Source organism: Streptomyces sp. LZ34 (assembly GCF_053890475.1).
This window is the reverse complement of sequence record NZ_CM132680.1, coordinates 1,821,499-1,842,299: the sequence shown is the minus strand read 5'-3', so window position 1 is coordinate 1,842,299 and position 20,801 is coordinate 1,821,499. Positions and strand designations below refer to the sequence as shown.

Annotated in this window: 19 protein-coding genes; 5 read left to right on the top strand and 14 right to left on the bottom strand. The window is 74.3% G+C overall.

Annotation, left to right across the window (positions count from 1 at the left end):
- Nucleotides 1-81: 81 nt before the first annotated feature.
- Both ACWY4P_RS06570 and ACWY4P_RS06565 read left to right on the top strand, forming a co-directional pair.
- The gene (locus tag ACWY4P_RS06570; RefSeq protein WP_456209183.1) at nucleotides 82-1,419 is read left to right on the top strand and encodes a sensor histidine kinase; all 1,338 of its coding nucleotides are present in this window, start codon (nucleotides 82-84) and stop codon (nucleotides 1,417-1,419) included.
- A gap of 14 nt (nucleotides 1,420-1,433) precedes the next feature.
- Nucleotides 1,434-2,099, top strand: a complete 666-nt coding sequence (locus tag ACWY4P_RS06565) for a response regulator (protein WP_456212835.1) — start codon at nucleotides 1,434-1,436, stop codon at nucleotides 2,097-2,099.
- Between the two features lie 67 nt (nucleotides 2,100-2,166).
- Here ACWY4P_RS06565 and ACWY4P_RS06560 read toward each other — a convergent pair whose 3' ends face one another.
- The 4 genes from ACWY4P_RS06560 to ACWY4P_RS06545 form a co-directional block, all read right to left on the bottom strand.
- Nucleotides 2,167-3,054 carry a DUF2797 domain-containing protein gene (locus ACWY4P_RS06560; RefSeq protein WP_456209182.1) on the bottom strand — a complete coding sequence of 296 codons (888 nt, stop codon included), beginning with the start codon at nucleotides 3,052-3,054 and terminating at the stop codon, nucleotides 2,167-2,169.
- Nucleotides 3,055-3,115: 61 nt separating this feature from the next.
- Nucleotides 3,116-3,379, bottom strand: a complete 264-nt coding sequence (locus ACWY4P_RS06555; RefSeq protein WP_456209181.1) for a DUF6332 family protein — start codon at nucleotides 3,377-3,379, stop codon at nucleotides 3,116-3,118.
- Between the two features lie 74 nt (nucleotides 3,380-3,453).
- Entirely contained in the window at nucleotides 3,454-4,191 is a 738-nt protein-coding gene (locus tag ACWY4P_RS06550) for a maleylpyruvate isomerase family mycothiol-dependent enzyme (protein WP_456209180.1), read from the bottom strand.
- A gap of 56 nt (nucleotides 4,192-4,247) precedes the next feature.
- Nucleotides 4,248-5,504 carry an MFS transporter gene (locus ACWY4P_RS06545; RefSeq protein WP_456209179.1) on the bottom strand — a complete coding sequence of 419 codons (1,257 nt, stop codon included), beginning with the start codon at nucleotides 5,502-5,504 and terminating at the stop codon, nucleotides 4,248-4,250.
- A gap of 17 nt (nucleotides 5,505-5,521) precedes the next feature.
- Here ACWY4P_RS06545 and ACWY4P_RS06540 point away from each other — a divergent pair, with 17 nt between their 5' ends.
- Nucleotides 5,522-6,748, top strand: a complete 1,227-nt coding sequence (locus ACWY4P_RS06540; RefSeq protein ID WP_456209178.1) for an ROK family protein — start codon at nucleotides 5,522-5,524, stop codon at nucleotides 6,746-6,748.
- A gap of 60 nt (nucleotides 6,749-6,808) precedes the next feature.
- Here the strand turns inward: ACWY4P_RS06540 and ACWY4P_RS06535 are convergent, their stop codons facing one another.
- The 5 genes from ACWY4P_RS06535 to ACWY4P_RS06515 form a co-directional block, all read right to left on the bottom strand.
- The gene (locus ACWY4P_RS06535) at nucleotides 6,809-7,753 is read right to left on the bottom strand and encodes a phosphotriesterase family protein (RefSeq protein WP_456209177.1); all 945 of its coding nucleotides are present in this window, start codon (nucleotides 7,751-7,753) and stop codon (nucleotides 6,809-6,811) included.
- A 35-nt stretch (nucleotides 7,754-7,788) separates the two neighbouring features.
- Complete coding sequence (locus ACWY4P_RS06530) at nucleotides 7,789-8,388, bottom strand: DUF4865 family protein (protein ID WP_456209176.1); 600 nt, start codon at nucleotides 8,386-8,388, stop codon at nucleotides 7,789-7,791.
- Between the two features lie 40 nt (nucleotides 8,389-8,428).
- A complete protein-coding gene (locus ACWY4P_RS06525) occupies nucleotides 8,429-9,007 on the bottom strand; it encodes a TetR/AcrR family transcriptional regulator (protein ID WP_456209175.1) in 579 nt (192 codons plus the stop codon).
- Nucleotides 9,008-9,086: 79 nt separating this feature from the next.
- Nucleotides 9,087-9,629 carry an ATP-binding protein gene (locus ACWY4P_RS06520; protein WP_456209174.1) on the bottom strand — a complete coding sequence of 181 codons (543 nt, stop codon included), beginning with the start codon at nucleotides 9,627-9,629 and terminating at the stop codon, nucleotides 9,087-9,089.
- 502 nt (nucleotides 9,630-10,131) lie between these two features.
- Nucleotides 10,132-10,461, bottom strand: coding sequence for a hypothetical protein (locus ACWY4P_RS06515; protein ID WP_456209173.1), 330 nt, complete (start codon nucleotides 10,459-10,461; stop codon nucleotides 10,132-10,134).
- 183 nt (nucleotides 10,462-10,644) lie between these two features.
- Here ACWY4P_RS06515 and cds1 point away from each other — a divergent pair, with 183 nt between their 5' ends.
- Complete coding sequence (gene cds1 / locus ACWY4P_RS06510; protein ID WP_456209172.1) at nucleotides 10,645-11,775, top strand: L-cysteine desulfhydrase Cds1; 1,131 nt, start codon at nucleotides 10,645-10,647, stop codon at nucleotides 11,773-11,775.
- A 49-nt stretch (nucleotides 11,776-11,824) separates the two neighbouring features.
- On the opposite strand, the gene ACWY4P_RS06505 is transcribed toward cds1, so the two are convergent.
- Both ACWY4P_RS06505 and ACWY4P_RS06500 read right to left on the bottom strand, forming a co-directional pair.
- The gene (locus tag ACWY4P_RS06505; protein WP_456209171.1) at nucleotides 11,825-12,298 is read right to left on the bottom strand and encodes an SRPBCC family protein; all 474 of its coding nucleotides are present in this window, start codon (nucleotides 12,296-12,298) and stop codon (nucleotides 11,825-11,827) included.
- 70 nt (nucleotides 12,299-12,368) lie between these two features.
- Nucleotides 12,369-13,202, bottom strand: coding sequence for a DeoR/GlpR family DNA-binding transcription regulator (locus ACWY4P_RS06500; protein WP_456209170.1), 834 nt, complete (start codon nucleotides 13,200-13,202; stop codon nucleotides 12,369-12,371).
- 197 nt (nucleotides 13,203-13,399) lie between these two features.
- Here ACWY4P_RS06500 and ACWY4P_RS06495 point away from each other — a divergent pair, with 197 nt between their 5' ends.
- Nucleotides 13,400-15,751, top strand: coding sequence for a hypothetical protein (locus ACWY4P_RS06495; RefSeq protein ID WP_456209169.1), 2,352 nt, complete (start codon nucleotides 13,400-13,402; stop codon nucleotides 15,749-15,751).
- Here ACWY4P_RS06495 and ACWY4P_RS06490 read toward each other — a convergent pair.
- The 3 genes from ACWY4P_RS06490 to ACWY4P_RS06480 all read right to left on the bottom strand — a co-directional run bounded on the left by ACWY4P_RS06490 (nucleotide 15,721) and on the right by ACWY4P_RS06480 (nucleotide 20,757).
- Nucleotides 15,721-18,156, bottom strand: a complete 2,436-nt coding sequence (locus ACWY4P_RS06490; protein WP_456209168.1) for a right-handed parallel beta-helix repeat-containing protein — start codon at nucleotides 18,154-18,156, stop codon at nucleotides 15,721-15,723. The two genes, ACWY4P_RS06495 and ACWY4P_RS06490, sit on opposite strands and share 31 nt — an antisense overlap.
- A gap of 170 nt (nucleotides 18,157-18,326) precedes the next feature.
- Complete coding sequence (locus tag ACWY4P_RS06485) at nucleotides 18,327-18,929, bottom strand: Rv1733c family protein (RefSeq protein ID WP_456209167.1); 603 nt, start codon at nucleotides 18,927-18,929, stop codon at nucleotides 18,327-18,329.
- 109 nt (nucleotides 18,930-19,038) lie between these two features.
- Complete coding sequence (locus tag ACWY4P_RS06480; RefSeq protein WP_456209166.1) at nucleotides 19,039-20,757, bottom strand: GAF domain-containing protein; 1,719 nt, start codon at nucleotides 20,755-20,757, stop codon at nucleotides 19,039-19,041.
- Between the last annotated feature and the right edge of the window lie 44 nt (nucleotides 20,758-20,801).

Genomic DNA, 20,801 nt, shown 5'->3' with positions numbered 1-20,801 from the left:
CCACGTACTCCACCGGGAGTACGCCCGGCCACCGCCCCGGGGCGACGCCGTCGCCGCCCGGGGCGGTCTAGCGTTGCGGGTATGCGTGAATTCTCCCCGGGACGGCACCCCAGGTCCGGGCGGGCGGCCGCCCGGACCTGGGGTCCTCCGTGGCGGAGCGCGGGCCTCGAGGCCCGCCCCGCCGCCCGCCTGCCGTGGCGCTCCTCGCTGGTCGTCGTGTTCCTCCAGCTGGTCGGGACGCAGTTCGCCGCGCACACCCGGCCCGAGCGGGCCGACCTCGGCCTCGTCGGCCGGGCGCTGCTGGTGGCCGGGCCCGCGCTGCTTTTGATGCGCCACCGACACCCCCGGCTCGCCGTCCTCGGCACCTCGGCCGTCACCGTGCTCTACCTCGGCGCCGGATACCCCTACGGCCCCGTCTTCCTCAGCGTTGTCGTCGCCTGCTTCGCCGCTGTCGCCGCCGGTCGGCGGGTGGCCGCCTGGAGCGCGCTCGGGGCGCTGTGGACCGCCCATCTGCTCATCTCGCACTGGCTCTATCGATGGCTGCCGCCCGGGGGCGACGGCCCCGCCGCCTGGGGGACGGAGGCGGTCGTCGCGGCCTGGGCGGTGGCGGTCGTCGCCGCCTCCGAACTCGTCCGCGTACGGCGGGAGCAGTGGGCCCGTGAGCGGGCCGAGCGGGAGGCGGCGGAGCGGAGACGGGCCGACGAGGAGCGGCTGCGCATCGCCCGCGAGCTGCACGACGTCCTCGCCCACAGCATCTCGGTCATCAACGTCCAGGCGGGCGTCGGCCTCGCCCTCCTCGACCAGGACCCCGAGCAGGCCCGCACCGCCCTGACCACCATCAAGGCGGCCAGCAAGGAGGCGCTGGGCGAGGTCCGCCAGGTCCTGGACACCCTCAGGGCCCCCGGGGCCGCGCCCCGCTCGCCCGCCCCCGGCCTGGACCGGCTGGACGAGCTGACCGAACAGGCCCGTGGCATGGGCCTCGCGGTGAGCGTCGAGGTGGACGGTGTACGGGCCGCCCTGCCGCCCGGCGCCGACCTCGCCGCCTTCCGTATCGTCCAGGAGGCCCTGACCAACGTCGTCCGCCACTCCGGCTCCCGCACCGCCCGGGTCCTGCTGCGCTACGCCCCGGCCGAGCTGGAGCTGCGGATCGACGACGACGGTCCGGCGACCGCCATCGGCATGACCAGTGGCATGGCCGGCGGCGGGCCCCGTGGCGTCACCGGTGGTGGCAACGGCCTGGTCGGCATGCGTGAGCGGGTCGCCGCGCTCGGCGGCACGGTGACGGCCGGGCAGCGCCCGGACGGCGGCTTCGGGGTTCGGGCCCGCCTCCCGCTCACCGCCGCTACGGTGTCCCCGACGCCGCGGCACGAGACGCCGTCGGGGATGCCGTCGGGCGAAGCGACCATGGAGGCCCCTTGAGCCCCTTGAGCCCCTTGATCCGGGTAATGCTCGCCGACGACCAGATACTGGTCCGCGCCGGATTCCGCGCCCTGCTGGACGCCCAGCCGGACATCGAGGTGGTCGGCGAGGCCGCCGACGGCCAGCGGGCGGTGGACCAGGTCCGGGAACTGCGCCCGGAGGTGGTCCTGATGGACATCCGCATGCCGGTCCTCGACGGCCTCGCCGCCACCCGCCGGATCACCGAGGACCCCGCGCTGGGCGAGGTGAAGGTGGTCATGCTGACCACCTTCGAGCTCGACGAGTACGTCTTCGAGGCGATCCGCGCGGGCGCCTCCGGCTTTCTGGTCAAGGACACCGAGCCCGAGGAACTGCTGCGCGCCGTACGGGCGGTCGTCGCGGGCGACGCGCTGCTCTCGCCCGGCGTCACGCGCCGGCTCATCGCCGAGTTCGCCACCCGGTCGAAGGAGCCGGCGCCCGCCGCCGCGCTCGCCGAGCTGACCGAGCGCGAGCGGGAGGTCATGGCGCTCGTGGGCATCGGGCTGTCGAACGAGGAGATCGCGCGGCGGCTGGTCGTCAGCCCGCTCACCGCCAAGACCCACGTCAGCCGCACGATGATCAAACTGGGCGCGCGCGACCGCGCCCAACTCGTCGTCCTCGCCTACGAGTCTGGACTGGTCCGCCCGGGCTGGCTCGGCTGATCTGCCGGAACAGAGGCCGGAAACAGAGGCCAGGCACAGAGGCCGGAAACAGAGGCCGGAACGGAGGTCAGAACAGCGCCTCGGGCTCCGCCGCCTCCCGCACCGGCGCGGCCACCTCCGCCGTGGTGGCGGCGTCCGCGGGGGCCGCGGCCAGTGGCCAGCCCGCCAGCTGCCGGGTGTCGAGCAGCAGGGAGCGGCCGGCCGAGTCGGTCAGGTGGACGTCCGGCCCGGCCACGGCCTCCACATGGCCCGCCACCGTACGGCCGGGGGCGAGCCGGATGACGCCGTGCGCCGGGCGCACACGGTCCAGATGGAAGACGGCGTCATGGTGGACGGGCGCACACGGACAGAGGGCGAGGGACTCCGGGAGGCCGTCCAGGGCGCAGGCCCGCGCGTGGAGCGCGGCGAGTTGGGCCGCGCGCTCCCGCTGGGGCGGCGGGGCCTCGCGCACGGCGCGCTTGGCGGCGTACGGGATACGATCGGGGACGCCGAGCGCGGCACCCAGCACGGCCTCCGCCCGGCGGGCGGCCATCAGAGGGCCGCGTCCGAGCAAGGTGCAGGAGAGCGCGGCCTGTTCGAGCAGCCGGGCGCCCTCGCGCTCGGCGGCGGTGATCCCGACCTTGATCAGATCCGGGCCGAACCAGGCGAGATAGACGTCGTACGGGCGTGGGTCGTCGGTGCGGGTGTCGGCGGCGACGGAGTACGAGCGGTCCAGCCGGGCGCAGTCCGGGCACTGGGCGGAGACGGCGGACGCGGGCACCTCGGCGCCCGCCGGGCACGGCGTGTGCCGGGCGCCCCTGCGCACGCCGACGCACCGGCGGCCGGGCCCGGTGGTGAAGCCCAGCGGGCGGCCGGGCGATAGCGGGGAGGCGCGGTCGCCGTGGGCGGGGTGATGCCAGGCCAGCGCGGGGCCCGACCGCCCCCAGCGCAGCCCCGCGCACCGCCAATGCGTCATACCAGGACCTCTTGCCTCAGGGCCTCTTGTCTCAGGGCCTCTTGCCTACCGGGGGAGAACGTCAGCGGTGCCGCTTGTGCGGCAGCCACCACAGGACCTGGAGGACCCGGGCGGCGAACCCGACGGTGGCCGTGATGGCGGCGCCCGTCAGCCAGGTCTTCTCCGCCGCTCGGCCCAGGTCGCCGAAGAGGGCCGGGCTCGCGCAGACGAAGAACAGCAGGGCTGCCAGCAGGGCGCCGGTGACGACCGCGAACATGATCTCCACGGTGACGGCGTCGCGGTCGGCCTGGGTGCGAGGACCGCTCACGGGGTGCATGTCTGTCATGCCACCAGCCTAGGGTCTCGCCGAGGGACGCAGCGGGGCGTACACCGGAAAGCCCGGTATACGCCCCGCCCGCCTCAGAAGCCCGAGCGCTCCCGCCACAGTTCGGCCAGCGATGTGTCGCCCGTGGCCCGCAGCCGCGCCATCGGCAGGCGGTTCCACAGCGTCAGATACAGCTCCTCCGCCGAACCGGACAGCTCGCAGTCGGCGTCTCCCGCGTCGCCGACCTCGGCGCGCGGAGGGCCGTCGGACAGCCGCACCGTCCAGACGACCTCGGCGTCCGTGGCCCGCAGCCGCAGGGTGCGCGGTGTCTCCGTCCGCACCTTGCTCCGCTCGGTGGCGTGGAACCCGGTCAGCAGCTCGCCGAGGCCGTCGGCCGCGAAGGCCGGGGCGACGGGGGAGAGGTCCTTGCCGAGCGCCGACTCCGCGTCGACCCGGTGGATCGCCGTCTCGTGTGCCTGCCGCCGGGCCCAGAACGCGAGCGGTGAGTCCGAGGTGAACAGGATGGTGAAGTACCGCCCCTCCGGGTCGGCCTCGTTCAGCGCCTTGACCAGCGCGCCGTGGCCGTCGCGGAACCAGGGCGTCAGATCTGCGTCCTCGGGCTCCTGGCCGGGCTGGGGCCGCACCACTTCGGTCAGCCCCTCGGTGAGGATACGGGTCACCCAGCGGTGCACCATCCCGACGTGTGCCACCAGGTCCCGTACCCGCCAATCGGGGCACGTGGGCACCTGCGCGTCCGGCCCGGCCTGCTGCGCGGCGTCGGCCAGCAGCCGACCCTCCCGGTCCAGAGCGTCGATCAACTCGGCAATGTCCATGGCGTAATTCTGTCAGTCTTGATCGAACATCCCGTGCCCGGGCAGTGGAGATGGGCTCACGCCGACTGGTCGGCGGGCTGACCTGCCCGGCGCGCGCCGTACGCGACGGCCGCCGCCACCGCCGCCAGCAGGGCGACCGTGGTCAGGGCGGTCGGCAGGGAGAACCCGTCGGCCAGGAAGCCGATGGCCGGCGGGCCGAGCAGCATGCCGCCGTAGCCGAAGGTGGAGGCCGCGGCGACCCCGCTCGGCCCGGTCAGGGCGCCCGCCCGCGCGATGGCGACCGGGAAGAGGTTGGCCAGGCCGAGACCGGTGACGGCGAAGCCGAGGAGCGCGAGCCAGACGGTGGGGGCGAGCGCGCCCAGCAGCATGCCGGCCGCTGCCGTGGTGCCGCCCGCGACCAGCGTGCGGGTCTGGCCGAGCCGTTCGAGGAGCGCGGTGCCGCTCAGTCTGCCGACGGCCATCATCAGGGCGAAGACCGAGTAGCCCGCCGCGGCCACCCCCGGGGACGCGTGCAGGTCCTGGTCCAGATGGAGCGCGGCCCAGTCGGCCATCGCCCCCTCGCCGTACGCCGTGCACAGCGCGATCAGGCCGAAGACGGCGACGAGCCGGCGCGCCGCGCTCCGGGAATCACCCCCGGGCGTCGGCCCGGCCGGAGCTGTGCTCTCCCCGGGCGGCCCCGGTACGGGGACGGGTACGGGGACGGGGAGGCGGATCAGCGCCCGGCCCGCGACCGCCGCGAGCAGCAGCCCGGCCGCGGCGAGCAGCGACAGGTGGATGGTGGGGCTGAGCCGCCCCGCGATCAGCCCGCCGAGGGCGGCCCCGGCCATCCCGCCCAGGCTGAACGCGGCGTGGAAGCCGGGCATGACGGGGCGGCGCAGCGCGGCGATGAGATCGACGGCCGCGCTGTTCATGGCGACATTGAGCCCGCCGAACCCGGCCCCGAAGACCAGCAGGACCAGTCCGAGCGCGAGCGCGGAGCCGGTCAGCGGCGGCAGTGCGACGCTGAGCGAGAGCAGGACGGCCGCGGCTACCGTCGTGGGGTGGCTGCCGAAGCGGCGGCAGAGCCGGCCGGTGACCATCATGGTGGCCACCGCCCCCGCGGACACGCCGAGCAGGGCGAGCCCGAGGGCGCCTTCCGAGGCGCCGGTCCGGTCCTTGATCGCGGGGATCCGGACCACCCAACCGGCGAACACGAATCCGTCGAGGGCGAAGAACGCCGTGATGACGGCGCGTAGTTGCGAGAGCGAAGGGTCGGCCGGGGCGGAGCGCTTTCTCCCCGGAATGGCCGCCCATATTTTGTTTCGTGTCGGCACAAAGTGAGAATAGGGGCGTGACCCAGACACGGACAAGGCTCGAGCGGGGCCGAAGCGCTCTCGGCCCGGCGCTGGAGCTCGTACACACCGGCCGGGCGCCCACGCGGGCGGTGCTCACGACCGAACTCGGCGTGACCCGAGCGACCGCGGGCGCCGTCGCCGCCGAACTCGAAGCGCTCGGCCTGATCCAGGTCGACTCGCGCCCGCTCGGGGCCGCCGGGGCGCAGGGCCGCCCCTCGCACCGGCTCTCGATCGCGCCCCATGGCCCGGTGGCCCTCGCCGCCCAAGTGCACGCCGACGGCTTCCGCGCGGCTCTGGTCGGGCTCGGCGGCCGGATCGTGGCCACCGACCCCGGCTGCATGACCGTGCCCGCCGATCCGGCGCATGTCATCGACGCGGTCGTCGAGGCCGGGGCCCGGCTGCTGCGCGCGAGCGGCCGCCGCTGCGTGGGCGCCGGGCTCGCGGTCCCCTCCGCGGTGGCGGAACCGGAGGGCACCGCCCTCAACCCGCTGCACATCGCCTGGCCCGCGGGCGCGCCCGTACGCGAGCTGTTCACCCGGAGCCTCGCGGCGGCGGGTGTCCGCGGCCCGTCCGGGGCGCCCCTCACCGGCCTCGCCGGCAACGACGTCAACCTCGCGGCGCTGGCCGAGCACCGCCATGGCGCGGGCCGCGGCGCCCGGCACCTGCTCTGTGTCGCCACCGGCCACCGCGGGGTCGGCGGGGCGCTGGTCCTCGACGGGCGGCTGCACACCGGCAGCGCGGGCCTGGCCCTCGAGGTCGGCCACCTGACCGTCAACCCGGAGGGACCGCTCTGCCACTGCGGCAGCCGCGGCTGTCTGGACATCGAGGCCGACCCGCTGGCCCTCCTCGTCGCCGCGGGGCGTGACCCGGGACCCGAGGTGTCCCTCCTCCAGCAGGCACGCGACCTGCTCCGCGAGGAGTACGCCGACCCGTCCGTGCGGGCCGCCGCCGACCTCCTCATCGACCGGCTCGGCCTCGGGCTCGCCGGGCTCGTCAACATCCTCAACCCCGACCGCATCATCCTCGGCGGGCTGCACCGCGAGCTCCTGGAGGCCGACCCGGAGCGGCTGCGGGCGGTCGTGGCCGAGCGCAGCCTGTGGGGGCGCAGCGGGGGCGTACCCGTCCTGCCGTGCACCCTGGACCACAACAGCCTGGTCGGCGCGGCGGAGTTGGCCTGGCAGGGGGTGCTCGACGACCCGCTCGAGGCGCTCGGCGCGGCGTGACCCGGGGTACGGCACGGCCGCGCCCCGGGCCCGCCTTCGGCCCGCCCGCGGGCCCGTGCTTCAGCTCGCGCGCCAGACCGTGGCCAGGGCGCGGGCCGGGTTGGCGGTGAGCATCTGGCGCACCACGTCGGCCCCCAGGGCGAGTTCGAGCCGCGGGCGCAGCCGGCGGAGCAGATACGGCATGCCCGGGCCGCCGTTCACCGACCGGGCCGCGGCCGTGGTCGTGTCGCCGCCCAGCAGCAGCTGGTCGGCGTGGCCGGCGTCCACGAGCGCGGCCAGCGCGTCGGGCAGCCGCCAGTCCATGGCGTGGTTCGCGCGGGAGGGCCCGTCGAAGGCGAGGAACGCCCCGGCCTTGGCCGCCTGTTGGTGCACGACCGAGTCCGGCGAGCGGTTCAGGTGGCCGAGGATCACCCGCTGCGGCGCCACCCCGTGCTCGTCGCACAGCAGGTCCAGGACGTCCAGCGCGGCCGTCCCCAGCTCCAGGTGGACGGCGATGGGCGCGCCGGTGCGGTGGTGGGCGTGGGCGGCCGCGGCCATCGTGCGGCGAGCATGGGCGTCGAGGCCGTGGAAGCCGCCCGCGACCTTGATCAGTCCGGCGCGGGGGCCCATCCCGCCGATGCCGCGCGTCAGCTCGTCGACGAAGAGCTCGGCGAGCCCGTCGAGCACCGCCTCGACGGTGCCCGGCGCGTAGTGGTGCGCCTGGTGCAGCCCCGTCGCGGCCACCAGATGGACGCCGGTGGACCGGGAGAGCCCGGCCAGCTCGCCGGCCGCCCGCCCGAGGCCGTAGGGCGTCCACTGCACCACCGCGCCCCCGCCGAGCCCGTGGAAGGCCCGCAGCTCCGCGGCCGCCGCGGCCACGTCGGCCAGCTCCTGCCCCGGCAGCAGCGCGCTGCGGAAGAACAGATGGTCGTGCGCGTCGCAGACGCCCAGCGCGTCGCCGGGGACATCTCCGAGCACGGTCCGTACGGTGGTCTGCGCGGCGGTCTGCGCGCCGGTCTGCTCCATGGCCTGTCTCGCCTTTCCGGCGTGTCCGGTCGCGCTCACCACTGACGCCCGCGGGGGAGTTGGGCCAGGTCCGGCGCGGACAGATGGAGCACCTGGTAGCGGTCGCCGGGGGCGTCGGGCGCGGCGGCGTCCTCCCAGAGGGTGAAGTGCACCAGCTCCCAGCCGCGCGGGTCGATACCGAGGGCCGTCGAGTGCACCCCCTCCGTACGGGCCAGCCGCCGCAGCTCCTCCAGCGCGCCCTCGACCGCGCCCGTAGGACCGCCGCCCGAAGGGTCGCCCGCCGGGACGGCCACGGCGTGGCGGGTGCCGGTGCGCGGTACGGCGGCCAGGGCCGGGCCGTGCTCGAAGGCGAGCCCCTGCCAGCTCTCGACCGCGGGGCGGCCGAAGTCCCGGACGATGCCCTGGAATCCGGGGCCCCACAGGAAGCGGTTCATGGCCTCCGGCGCGGCCCACAGATAGAACGGTGCGTACTGGTTGACGGGGGAGCCGTCGACCCCGCGCTCGCGGATGCCGTACGCCTTCAGGCCGAGCCCCGGGAAGTCGTCCAGCGCAGGGCCCTTCGACTCCACCCGGTGGCGGATGATCTTCATGTCGTAGTCGGCGGGCAGGGTGATCCGGTACTGCATGGCGTGCAAGGAGAACTCCTGTCGTGTCAGGCCGGGGGCGCAGGGCGCCTTACGGGGCGGACCGGCGGGGCGCGCGGGCGGCGAGCAGATCCAACAGGCCCTGTACGGCGCTGTCGAAGGGCGCCGGCGACCCCGCGGCGCGGGCCACCACATATCCGCCCTGGACCGTCGCGACGACCGAGGCGGCGGTCCGCTCCGGGTCGAGCTCCGCGTCGAACTCCCCGTGCTCCACGCCCTCGGAGACGATCCGGGCCAGCCGTGCGCGCAGCCAGTCGAGCGTCTCCGCCACCGGCTCGCGCAGCGTGGGGTCGGCGATGATGTCCGGGTCCATCGTCAGCCGGCCGATCGGGCAGCCCCGCAGCACTTCACGCTCCCGCAGCAGATAGGCGCGTATGCGGTCGTACGCGGTCCCGGGGGCGGAGAAGCACGCGTCGGCCGTGGCCCGCATCTGCTCCGCGGTGCGGCGGATGGCGGCGAGCGCGAGGTCGGGCTTGCCGCTGAAGTGGTGGTACATGCTGCCCTGGCCCGCGCCGGCGCGCTGCTGGATGGCCTTGGGGCTGGTGCCCACGTAGCCGCGCTCCCACAGCAGGTCCTGGGTGCTCTCGATCAACCGTTCCGCAGTGCTCATGGAAGCACTGTACATACTAGTAAGTACAGATGGGTGCGATGCCGGGTCCGACACGGTGCCGGACCCGGGGGTGCGCGGCTCAGCGGGGCACGGCGGACGGCGCGGCGGGCGCCCGCTCCCGGACGCCGGGCGGCGGCGCGGGGCGGGAGAGGTCGGTGCGGTCGGGCGGGGCGGTGCGGCCCGCGCCATGCGCCGCGAAGGGGGGCTTGGCGGGGGCGGCGGGCTGCGGCACGGCCAGGGTGAACCACACGACCTTCCCGCTGCCGTCGTCCCGGGCGTGCATGCCCCAGCTCTGGCTCACCGCCGCGACCAGGGCGAGTCCGCGACCATGGGTGGCCAGCAGGTCGCACTCGCGGACGCGCGGGAGCCGGGGATCCTGATCGCGGACCGAGACCGTCAGGCGGTCCAGCATGAGGGCGATCTCCACCGTGCACTGCTTGTCCGGCTCGACGTGCCGGTGGACGTTGGTGAGCAACTCGGTGACGGCGAGCGCGGCGGGATCGATGAGCGGATCCAGATGCCAGTAGCGCAATTGCGCGGACACGATTCTGCGGACCTGCCCGATCCGCGACGGCAGGGCCTGCAGCTCCACCGTGCAATGTCTGCTTGGACGACTGATCACGGCTGCGACTCCCTGAAGAAGTTGGGGCTAAGAGGTGTTCCGTGATTCGCTGACCTGGTGGGCTGGTGTGATCGACGAAGGCCGAGAAGACGGCCTGTGTGAGTCAACCGCGTGAGGTGCTGACCGCCGGATTGCCGGCACAACGCCTGCGGCAGCCTGTTGAATTACGGGCCTCTGCTCCCCGAATTCCGGACACGCCCCGAGCAACCCCGGATGGGACACCGCAAGGTGACCACGCCGGAGCGCCCGGACCAGCCGAACCGGATGCAGTCCGTACCTCCTCTGAGGATTGCGGATCAAGTCCTATGCCTGATTCGGATGCGGGCGTCGAACGCGTGCGGCGGCCACCGTCACCGGTGGTGGCTGCCGGGCGCGACCGGGAGAGCCGGTTCTCAGCGTCACCGCCCGTTGACCCTCAGTGATATCGATGTGCGTCCAGGGTCAACCCCGCCGCCCGTATGCGCAACTCAGGGGCACCTCCCAGCGGTGGCCGGGGGAGGCGTCAGCCCTTGGGCGAGTGGCCTCGCGCGGTGCGGATCACGTCGAGGAAGCGGCTGGCGGCGCCGGGTGCGGCGGCCTTCGACGCGGCGTCCCGCTCGCCCAGAGTGAGGCGGTAGCGGGTGCCGTTGACCGTCGCGAGGGCCTGGTCGCCGTCCGTGAACCACGGCTTGCTCGCGTGGACCGACTGCACGGGCGCGCTGTCGATCTCCCGGCCGTAGCTGGTCAGCAGCTGCAGCCTGCCGTCCTTGATCAGGACCTGTCCGGCATGCGTGACCGAGCGCAGAAACCGCTCGATCCGCACCCCGCGGGCGTTGAACTCGGTATCGGCCATTGTGACCGCCTCCCCGGTGTCTCTCGCCGGCATGCGCGCCGCTCTCCCATGTTTTCCACATCTTCCCTGCTGCGCAGTGTGCCCGGGACGGGCCCGGGATACCAGGGCGCACTGGTGCCCACTTATGATCCGAAAAGGTCCGAGTGCGCCACTGGGGTCAGCACAGGAAGCAAGGAGCGGCGCGTGGAGAGCACAGTGGGCGCGGTCGATGAGACCGTCGGCACCATCGACATCGATCGCAGCGACCCCGGCTACCGGGAGTGGCTCAAGGAGGCCGTCCGCAAGGTCCAGGCCGACGCCAACCGCTCCGCGGACACCCACCTGCTGCGCTTCCCGCTGCCGGAGCGGTGGGGGATCGACCTCTACCTCAAGGACGAGTCCACCCATCCCACCGGCAGCCTCAAGCACCGGCTCGCCCGCTCGCTGTTCCTCTACGGGCTGTGCAACGGCTGGATCCGCCCCGGCAGGCCCGTCATCGAGGCGTCCAGCGGCTCCACCGCCGTCTCCGAGGCGTACTTCGCGCGGCTGATCGGCGTGCCCTTCATCGCGGTGATGCCGCGCACGACCAGCCGCGAGAAGTGCCGCCTGATCGAATTCCACGGCGGCCGGTGCCATTTCGTGGACGACCCGCGCACGATGTACGAGGAGTCCGTCGCGCTCGCGGCCAAGTCCGGCGGCCACTACATGGACCAGTTCACCTACGCCGAACGAGCCACCGACTGGCGCGGCAACAACAACATCGCCGAGTCGATCTACCAGCAGCTGCGCCTGGAGCGCCACCCCGAGCCCGCCTGGGTGGTGGCCACCGCCGGCACCGGCGGCACCTCCGCGACCATCGCCCGCTACGTCCACTACATGCAGTACGACACCCGGGTCTGCGTCGCCGACCCGGAGAACTCCTGCTTCTTCGACGGCTGGGTCCACGACGACGCGGCGGCCTCGAGCGAGCACGGCTCGCGCATCGAGGGCATCGGCCGGCCCCGGATGGAACCCAGCTTCGTACCCGGCGCGATCGACCGGATGATGAAGGTCCCGGACGCGGCGAGCATCGCCGCCGTACGCGCCCTGGAACGGGCCATCGGGCGCAAGGCGGGCGGCTCCACGGGTACCGGGCTGTGGAGTGCGCTGAAGATCGTCGCGGAGATGGTCGCCGGGGGGCGCACGGGTAGCGTCGTCGCGCTCCTGTGCGACCCTGGCGACCGCTATCTCGACAAGTACTACTCGGACGCCTGGCTGGCGGAGCAGGGGCTGGACATCACGCCCTACGCCGAGGCCATCGACGCCTTCCTCGCGACGGGTCGCTGGCCGCGCTAGCGCCTCGAGCGGCCGGCCGCAGCAGCGGCCGGCCTACGCCAGCGCTCCGTCAGGCGGCCAGCCGGCGGTCCAGCGCGCGTACCGCGTCGCGGAAGGCGCGCCGCAGGCCCGGCCGCAGCAGCCGCAGGGCGCCCCGCAGCGGCCCCACCCCGTCCACCGCGAAGGTGTACCGCACCAGGGAGCCGGTGCCGGAGGCGGACGGCACCAGCCGCCACTCCTCCAACAGGGCGCGCAGCCCCGGCACATTGGTCCGGTCCACGCGATAGGCGTAGCGCTCCGCGGGGTCCGCCGCCATGACCGTCTCGACGAAGCGGGTGCCGCCCTTCAGCCGGATCTCGCGGCCCCCGCCGTCGTCGGTGGACCGGGCGGCGGCGACCTGGCGATACCAGCGCGGCCAGTTCTCGACGTCGGTCAGCGCCTTGAACACCGCCTCGGGCGGAGCGGCGGCCTCGGCGACGAAGACCAGCCGCAGCGGGGCCGTGCGGACATAGTCGAGACCCACGGGACGCAGACGATGCCTCATGCCGCCACGTTAACTGACTGCCCGTCAGATGTCTGCGGCGCCGGCCGGCTCGATGGCTCCTTCTCCCCGCTCACCCGGCCTCACCCGCCACCACCAGCTCCCCCGGCAGATGCTCCAGGATCTCCGCCCGCGCCTCCTGGGGCAGCCCCGGGTCCGTCACCAGCGCGTCCACCTCGTCCAGCGACGCGAAGGAACTCAGGCCCACCGTGCCCCACTTGGTGTGGTCGGCGACCACCACCACTCGCCGCGCCGAGCGGACGAAGTGCCGGTTGGTCTCCGCCTCTGCCAGGTTCGGGGTCGACAGGCCGGCCTCCACCGATATCCCGTGCACTCCCAGGAACAGCACATCGAAGTGGAGCGAGCGGACCGCGGCGTCCGCGACCGGACCCACCAGCGTGTCCGAGGGGGTGCGCACCCCGCCGGTGAGCACCACCGTCGCCGCCCCCGGGCGCGGCCCCGCCCCGCCGCCCGCGGCCGACCGCTGCGCGTTGTAGAAGACGTCCGCCACCCGCACCGAGTTCGTCACCACGGTCAGGTCCGGAACATCCAGCAACTGCTGCGCCAGCGCGAACGCCGTGGTCCCGCCGGCCAGCGCGATCGCCGTGCCGGGCGCGGCCATCGCCGCCGCGGCCTTCGCGATGTCCTCCTTGGCGCTCAGCTCAAGGCCCGACTTGGCCTCGAACCCCGGCTCGTAGGTGCTCGCCTCGGCGACCGGCACCGCGCCGCCGTGCACCTTCTCCACCATGCCCAGCCGGGCCAGGGCGTCCAGATCGCGACGGACCGTCATGTCCGACACGTTCAGCTTGCGGGTCAGCTCGTTGACCCGCACCCCGCCGCGCCGTCTCACCTCGTCGAGGATCAGGGCACGCCGCTGCTCGGCAAGGAGATTCTGGTTGTCGCTCACCGCGGCCCGTCCCTTCCCGTTTCTCGTCATCCTTCATCCGCCATCCGCCCGCGGGCACATCTTCGCACGCCGCCGGGCCGCACGATCGCCCCCGAACACGGGATTACGATTTCGCCACGCCCGGCGCTGCGGCGTCGGGCACGCGCGCCGAGGGCACGATCCTGGACGGGACGACCACACCGGGATCGGGGGGCACGGTGGCAGCAGTGACGCGTACGGGTACGGACACGGCGGCGGAAGCGGGCGGCCAGCCCCCGCCCGACCTGGAGTTACTGGTTCACGGCGTCGGCGGGACCACCCCGCAGGAGATGCTCACCGACCCGCGGACCGTGCTGGTCACCGGCGACGAGACCGCGGGGGTCTACCGGCGCGTCGAGGACGCCGACGCCGAGGACCGCCCGCAGGACTACCGCGAGTCGCCGGTCCGCGAGGCCTACTGCTGGTCCAACCTCACCTCCGGCAACGGCGCCCGCGCGCTGTGGCTGCTCCTGCTGCCCTTCATGGTCGCCAACCTCGCCCACTGGATGCGGCCCGCCGCCGACCGGCGTGAACGCACCGTGCGCGCCTACGGCCTCCTGGTGCGGCTGATCGCGCTGAGCCTGACCGTCCTGCTGATCGCCGGGGCCTGCGAGGTGGCCCTCGACCTGGTGGCGTGGCAGTGCGCCGGCTCGCAGGCCTGCGGGGGCCACAGGTCCTGGCTCGGCTTCATGTCGCCGCGGGACCACGGCTGGTGGAGCCAGCCCGGCCGCCGCCTCGCCCTGGCCTCGCTCGTGCCCACCGCGCTCGGCGGACTGCTGTGGTACCTGTCCAACCGCACCTGGAGCGCGTACGAGTCACAGCCCCCGCTGCGCCGGCCGGTGGACGAGTCCGACCCCGCCTCGGGCAACCGCGCCGCGCTGTGCCTGCCCGGCTTCTGGTACGGCCGCAGGATCGTCGCCCGGCTGCGCGCCGCGCACACCGCCGCGTGCTTCCTGACCGTCGCGGCGGGCCTCACCGCGGCCACCGCCGCCCATGACCGCGAGCCGGGCGGCAGCGCCCTCCTCGACGCCTTCGGCCGGCTGCTGCTCGCGCTGCTCGTCGCGGGCGGCCTGCTCGTGGTGTACGTGGTGTGCCGCCGGGGCCGCAGCGAGACCAGGCTCGACGACGAGCTGGACCGGATCACCACCACCGCCCTGCCCGGCGCCGCCCTCGGCCTGCTCGCCCTGGCCATGCTGTACGCCGGCTGGTCCCGGCCCGGCTGGACCTCCCAGGGGCGGCTGCCGGGCGACGCGACCTTCGGCGTCCTCGCGCTCACCCAGGGCACCCTGGTCGTCGCCCTGGCCGGCTGCGCCCTGGCGCTGTACCGGGCGGCGCCCGCCGGGCGCACCCCGCTGCGCGGCCTGGCCGGTCCGGCGGTGGCGATGCTGGCCTGCGGTCTTGGCGCGGTGCTCTCCGGCGGCGTCGCCCAGCGCGTCGCCGACTGGCTGGACGGCGACGCCACGCCCGGCATGGACAGCGGCGCCCCGATGGAAGGCCCCCCGGTCCTGCTGTCCTGGCAGGCCGCGGTCATCCCCGCGGTGCTGCTCGTGATGGTGCTGGTGGCCCTGTTCTTCGCCGTCCGGGTGTGGCGGGTACGACGGCGGCTGGTGCGCACCGTGCCCGACGGCTATCCGGGGGAGCGTCCCGACGCGGTGCGCACCCGCAAGATCGCGGGGGTGATCGCCCGCGCCGGGCTGACCGACTCCGCCCCGGGCATCGTCGGCCCCGTCGCCCTGTTCACCCTGCTCCTCGGCGCGGGCGCGGTCGCCGGGGCCTGGGCCACCCACCAGGTGCCCGGACGGGCCGCCGACGGCACGCCCCCGTTCGTCGAGGCCGCCGCCCAGACCGCGCAGGGGCTCGGCTCCTGGCTGATGGGTCTGGCGTTCCTGCTGCTCGTCACCTGGGCCCGCCGCGCCTACCGCAGCCCCTCGGCCCGCCGCACCATCGGCATCCTGTGGGACGTCGGCACCTTCTGGCCGCGCGCCGCCCACCCCTTCGCGCCCCCCTGCTACGCCGAGCGGGCCGTCCCCGACCTGACCTGGCGGATGGAGACCTGGACCCGGCGCCACGACGGCCGGCTGGTGATCTCCGGCCACTCCCAGGGCAGCGTGCTGGCCGCCGCCGCGGTCTGGCAGGTGAACCGGCGCACCCGCGGCCGGGTCGCGCTGCTCACCTATGGCTCACCCCTGGAGCGGCTGTACGGGCGCTGGTTCCCCGCCTACTTCGGCACGGCCGAGCTGTGCTCCCTGCACGACGAGGTGCGCTGCTGGCGCAACCTGTGGCGGTACACCGACCCCATAGGCGGCCCCATCCGGCTGCCGGACGGCACCGGGCCCGAGGTGGACCACGACGGGCTCAAGGACCCGCTCGCCTACGGCCGCACCCCCGACCACCCGCTGCCCGCCCCGATCCTCGGCCACGCGGACTACCAGGCCGACCCCGCCTTCGACCGGGAGCGGGCCGGGCTGCTGGCCCGTCTCCCGGAACAGCACCCGCCGCCTCACAAGAGCTCCGGCAGGTCCTCCCGATAGAGCAGCGTGAGGTCGTCCGTGCTCGGGTCGGTCAGCTGCGCCACCCGGCCCGCGTGCCGCTCCACCATGGCCTCGAAGGTCTGGCGGGCGGTGCGGCCGTTGCCGAACGCCGGGCCCTTGGGGATCGCCGTGAAGTACTTCAGCAGCGCCTCGGCCGCGCCGTCGCCGATCCGGTACTCGTGCTCCTCCGCCTGCTGCTCCACGATCCGCAGCAACTCCTCCGGGGCGTAGTCCCCGAAGGTGATGGTGCGCGAGAAGCGGGACGCCACGCCCGGGTTGACGGACAGGAAGCGCCGCATCTCCTCGGTGTAGCCCGCCACGATGACCACCACCGCCTCCCGATGGTCCTCCATCAGCTTCACCAGCGTGTCGATCGCCTCACGGCCGAAGTCCCGGCCGGAGTCCTCCGGCGACAGCGCGTACGCCTCGTCGATGAACAGCACGCCGCCGCGCGCCCGGTCGAACGCCTCCTGGGTGCGGATCGCCGTCGAGCCGATGTGCTCGCCGACCAGGTCCACCCGGGAGACCTCCACCAGATGGCCGCGCTCCAGCACCCCGAGCGAGGCCAGGATCTCCCCGTACAGCCGGGCCACCGTGGTCTTGCCGGTGCCGGGGGAGCCGGTGAAGACCAGATGGCGGCGCACCGACGCGGCCTTGAGCCCCGCCTGCTGGCGGCGCCGGCCCACCTCGATCATGTCGGTGAGGGCGCGCACCTCGCGCTTGACGCTCTCCAGGCCCACCAGCGCGTCCAGTTCGCCCAGCACGGCGTTGGACGGGCGCACCTCCACCGGAGGCGCGGCGGGCGCGGCCGGGGCGCCTCCGTCGGAGGTGCGCTGCGCCGGCATGCTGCCCAGCAGCCCGCCCGTCGACGTGGCCGTCTCCACCGCGGGCTTCCCGGCCGCCGGGGCGGCCGACCGCGCGGCGGGCGTGGCCGCGCTCTCGTCGCTCGTGCAGTCCTCCACGATCGGACCGGCCTCGGAGAACTCGTAACCGCCGCGCGAGCACCGCTCCGTACGGCACCGGGTCAAGGTGGTCCGGCAGCCGTCGATGATGTGGAAGCCGTAGCCGCTGCTGCCGGTCACCCGGCAGTTGTGGAAGGTGCCGCGGCCCTCGGCCGACACATAGAAGCCGGCCTCGGTGGGGGAGGTGACCGTGGTGCGCTCGACCGTGGGGTCGGCGCCCTTGGTGACGATCACGCCCGTCGCGGCCCCGTCGATGGTGCAGCCCGCCAGCGTGCCGCCGCTGCCGTGGTCGCGGAACCAGGCGCCCGTGGCCGCCTCGCGGATCCGGCAGTCGTCCAGCTGCGCGGTCGCCCCGTCGCTCACCGACACCGCCGTGTTGCGCACCTGCGACAGATCACTGTCGACGACGTCCACGCGCGAGCCCCGGTCGAGCACGAACAGCGCGTCCGGCACATCGTGCACCCGGCACGAGTCCAGGACCGCGGTCGCCCCGTCGCTCACCCACACCGCCGGATAGTCACCCGTACTCTCGTGCAGCTCGCACTGGTTGGCGTCCACGCGCGTGCCCGGGTCCCACACCGACAGGCCGTTGCGCCCGAACCGGCGCACCTTCGAACGGGTCAGGGTCAGCACCGACCGGGACCGCAGGTCGATCGCGTTCTCCGGAACGTCGTGGATGTCGCAGTCCGCGAGGGTGAGCACCGCGTCCGTGTCGAGGTTGACTCCGTCGGCGGCCGTCCGGTGCACCCGACAGTCGGTCAGAGATCCCGTGGCGCGCCCCGAGACCTGCACACCGGCGCCCCGGACCTCGTACACCTCGCAGCCGACCGCCTCCAGCGTGCTGCCCTCGCCGGTCAGCGACAGTCCCGCGCCCGAGGCGTGGTGCACACGGCAGCGCTCGAGCCGCGGATGCCCGCCGCCGCGCACATCGACGCCCGACTGGCCCGCCGCCACCACCTCGCAGTCCTCGAACACCCCACCGGCCCCGTCGAGCACGCCGACCCCCACGCCCGCCGGATTGTCCACGGTGCAGCGCCGCACGGTGGGCCGGGCGCCGCCGCGCACCTCGATCCCCACCGCCGAGCGCGTCGCCACCCGCACATCCGCGAGCTCCGGGGCGCCGTCCTCGACGAGCAGCGCGGGCGAGGCCGAATCCTGGCCCTCGATGTGCAGGTCCTGGATCACCGCGGACGCACGTATGGTCAGGGCGACACCGTCGGTCGGGGCGATCCGTACCGAGCCGCGCCCCGAGCCCTCGGGGCCGCGCAGGGTGACGGCCCGGCCCACCACCAGATTCTCGCGGTAGGTGCCGGGGGAGATGGAGAGCACGTCACCGTCCCCCGCGGCCTCCAGGGCCGCCGAGAGGGAGGCGTACTCTCCTGTGCGGCGCCGCCACCGCGACGTTCCGCTGTGTGTCACCTGGACGACCGAGCCCTGTGCCATGGTGCTGTCGTGCCCCCACCTCGTGCGTATGCCGACTGCGTGCGACTGTGCCGCTGTGCTGCTGTGAAGGCCCCACCGTAGCGTGCGCGGCGGGCCTGGAGTTGACGCGCCCGGAACGCTCGGCTCCGACCCCGCGGCTCAGCGTGGCGCGATGTGGTGGCACCCGGCCGTCAGCTGCCGGCACCCGCCCGGCCCCAGTCCTGGCCGGCCCGCTCCCACGCGACGTCCCACTGGGCGTAACGCCTGCGCATCAGCCGCCATACGACCAGCCGCCGGGTGCCCTCGAACAGCCCCGCCGCGGCCGTTCCCGCCCCCAACCCGGCCAGCACGGCATGGGTGACGGCGGTCGCCTCGTCCAGCGGGCGGCCCGTCGGCCGGCCCAGGCCGTCGGTCCAGATCCGGAACCGCTCGCCGGCGTCGGCGCCCGGGTGGGTGCCGAGCGCCCCGGAGTGCTTGCTGCCGTCCGGCCCGGTCCACTTGGCGAACACCCGGCGGTGCGCGTCACGCGCCGAGGCGGTCTCCGGGTCGGAGTCGATACGAGGGTGCGGCAGGACCTTCACCACGGTCGCCGTGACCAACTGACGCTGCGCCCGCTGCTCGCGCACGGCCTCTTGCAGCGCCCCATGCGTGAGCGAGCCCGTCACCCAGCCGACCGCGGGGGCCACGAGGACGATGAGCAGCACGGCCAGCAGCGCCGCCCACGCCTCGGCGAGGTCCGTCCTACGGCGCAGCGGGTTGCGCCGCCAGCGCCACAGTCCCCGGATCGTCCGCATGCTCACGCACCCCCTTCCCCATTTGTGGATACCGCATGCCGGGCCGGAAATACGTGGATTCGTCGAAGAGAGAGCAATATCACGAGGTCGGGCCTTCCGTCGCGTAAGCTCAGCCGGTTGCCAGGGGTACCCGCCACACCAGCCGTGTACCCCCCGCCTCGGGCACTTCGATGTGCAGGGCGCCGTCGTGGAGTTGTGCTCTGGAGCGCATGTTGACCAGGCCGCCGCTGGGCGCGCTGCCGCCCATGCCCACCCCGTCGTCCGCGATGGTCAAGGTGACCTCCGCCCCGACGCTCAGCCGTACGTCCACCCGCCGCGCGTGCGCGTGTCGGGCGGTGTTGCTGAGCGCCTCCGCGAGCACCGCCAGCACCTGGTCGGCCACCTCGTCCGGCACATCCGTGTCGACCGGGCCCTCCACCACCAGCGACGGGGTGAAGCCGAGCACATCGGACGCCGACCGGACGGCCTTGGCCAGGCGCCACCGCAGACCGGTGGCCTCGGCGTCGCCGTCCCCGACCACCCGCAGCGCGAAGATCGTGGAACGGATGATCTTGATGGTCTCGTCCAGGTCGTCCACCGCCCGCCCCACCCGCTCCGCCGCCTCGGGGTGCTTGATCAGCCGACTCGCGCTCTGCAGCGTCAGGCCCGTCGCGAACAGCCGCTGGATCGCCAGGTCGTGCAGATCACGCGCGATCCGGTCGCGGTCGTGACGCAGCGCCAGCCGCTCGGACTCGGCGCGGTGCCGGGCCAGTTCCAGGGCCAGCGCCGCCTGCGCCGCGAAGCCGGAGAGCAGCGCCACCTCGTGGTCGTCGAACGGCGGCCGCCCGGCGAGCCGGCACAGCCGCAGCGCCCCCGAACTCCGCTCGCCCGCGACCAGCGGGACGGCCACCAGCGGGCCGAACTCCCCCTCCCGGGCCGGGATCGGAAAGGCCCGCGGATCGTTCCGTACGTCGCCGCTGACCGCGGGCCGGCCGGTGCGCGCGGCCAGCCCGGCCAGCGACCCGTCCGACGGCACCACCTGCCCGCCGAGCCGCTCCGCGTCATGGCCCTCGGCCACCTCCACCAGCAGGCTGCCCGTCCCCTCGGCCGGCAGCAGCACCGCCGCCGAGTCGGCCAGGGACACCTGAAGGGCGAGGCGGGCGATCAGGCTCAGCGCCTCGCCCGACGGGGTGCCGGCCAGCAGCGTCCGGGTGATCACACCCGACGCCTCCAGCCACTGCTCGCGGCGCCTGCTCTCGTGATACAGCCGGGCGTTGTCGATGGCCACGCCCGCGGCGACCGACAAGGTGGTCAGCACCGCCTCGTCCTCGGGGTCGAAGGCCGCGCCGCCGCGCTTCTCGGTCAGATACAGAATCCCGAAGACCTCGTCGCGGACCCGGATCGGCACCCCCAGGAACGACCGCATGGGCGGATGGTGCTCCGGAAAGCCTTGGCTGGACGGGTGCGCGGCCAGATCGGTCAGCCGCACCGGCTGCGGACGGCGGATCAGCTCGCCGAGCAGGCCATGGCCGCCGGGCAGCGGCCCTATGCGCCGCGCCAGGTCCTCGGATATGCCCACCGGCAGAAACTGCGACAGACGGTGCTGGTCGACCACGCCCAGCGCGCCGTACTCCGCGTCGGCCAGCACCACCGCGGCCTCCACGATCCGCCGCAGCACCTGCTCCAGATCCAGCTCGCGGCCGACGCTCAGCACCGCCTCGAGCAGGTTGTGCGTACGGCCCTGCGTGGCGCGCGCCGCGTCCAGCCGCGCCTGCAACTCGTCGAGGAGCTGGTCCAGACGCAGTTGGGGCAGTGCCGGATGGCGCCCCTGATCCGCAGTGCCCGACACCTGGCCTCCGTCGCGCCCGTCAGCCGCTTGACGGCAGCCTAGCC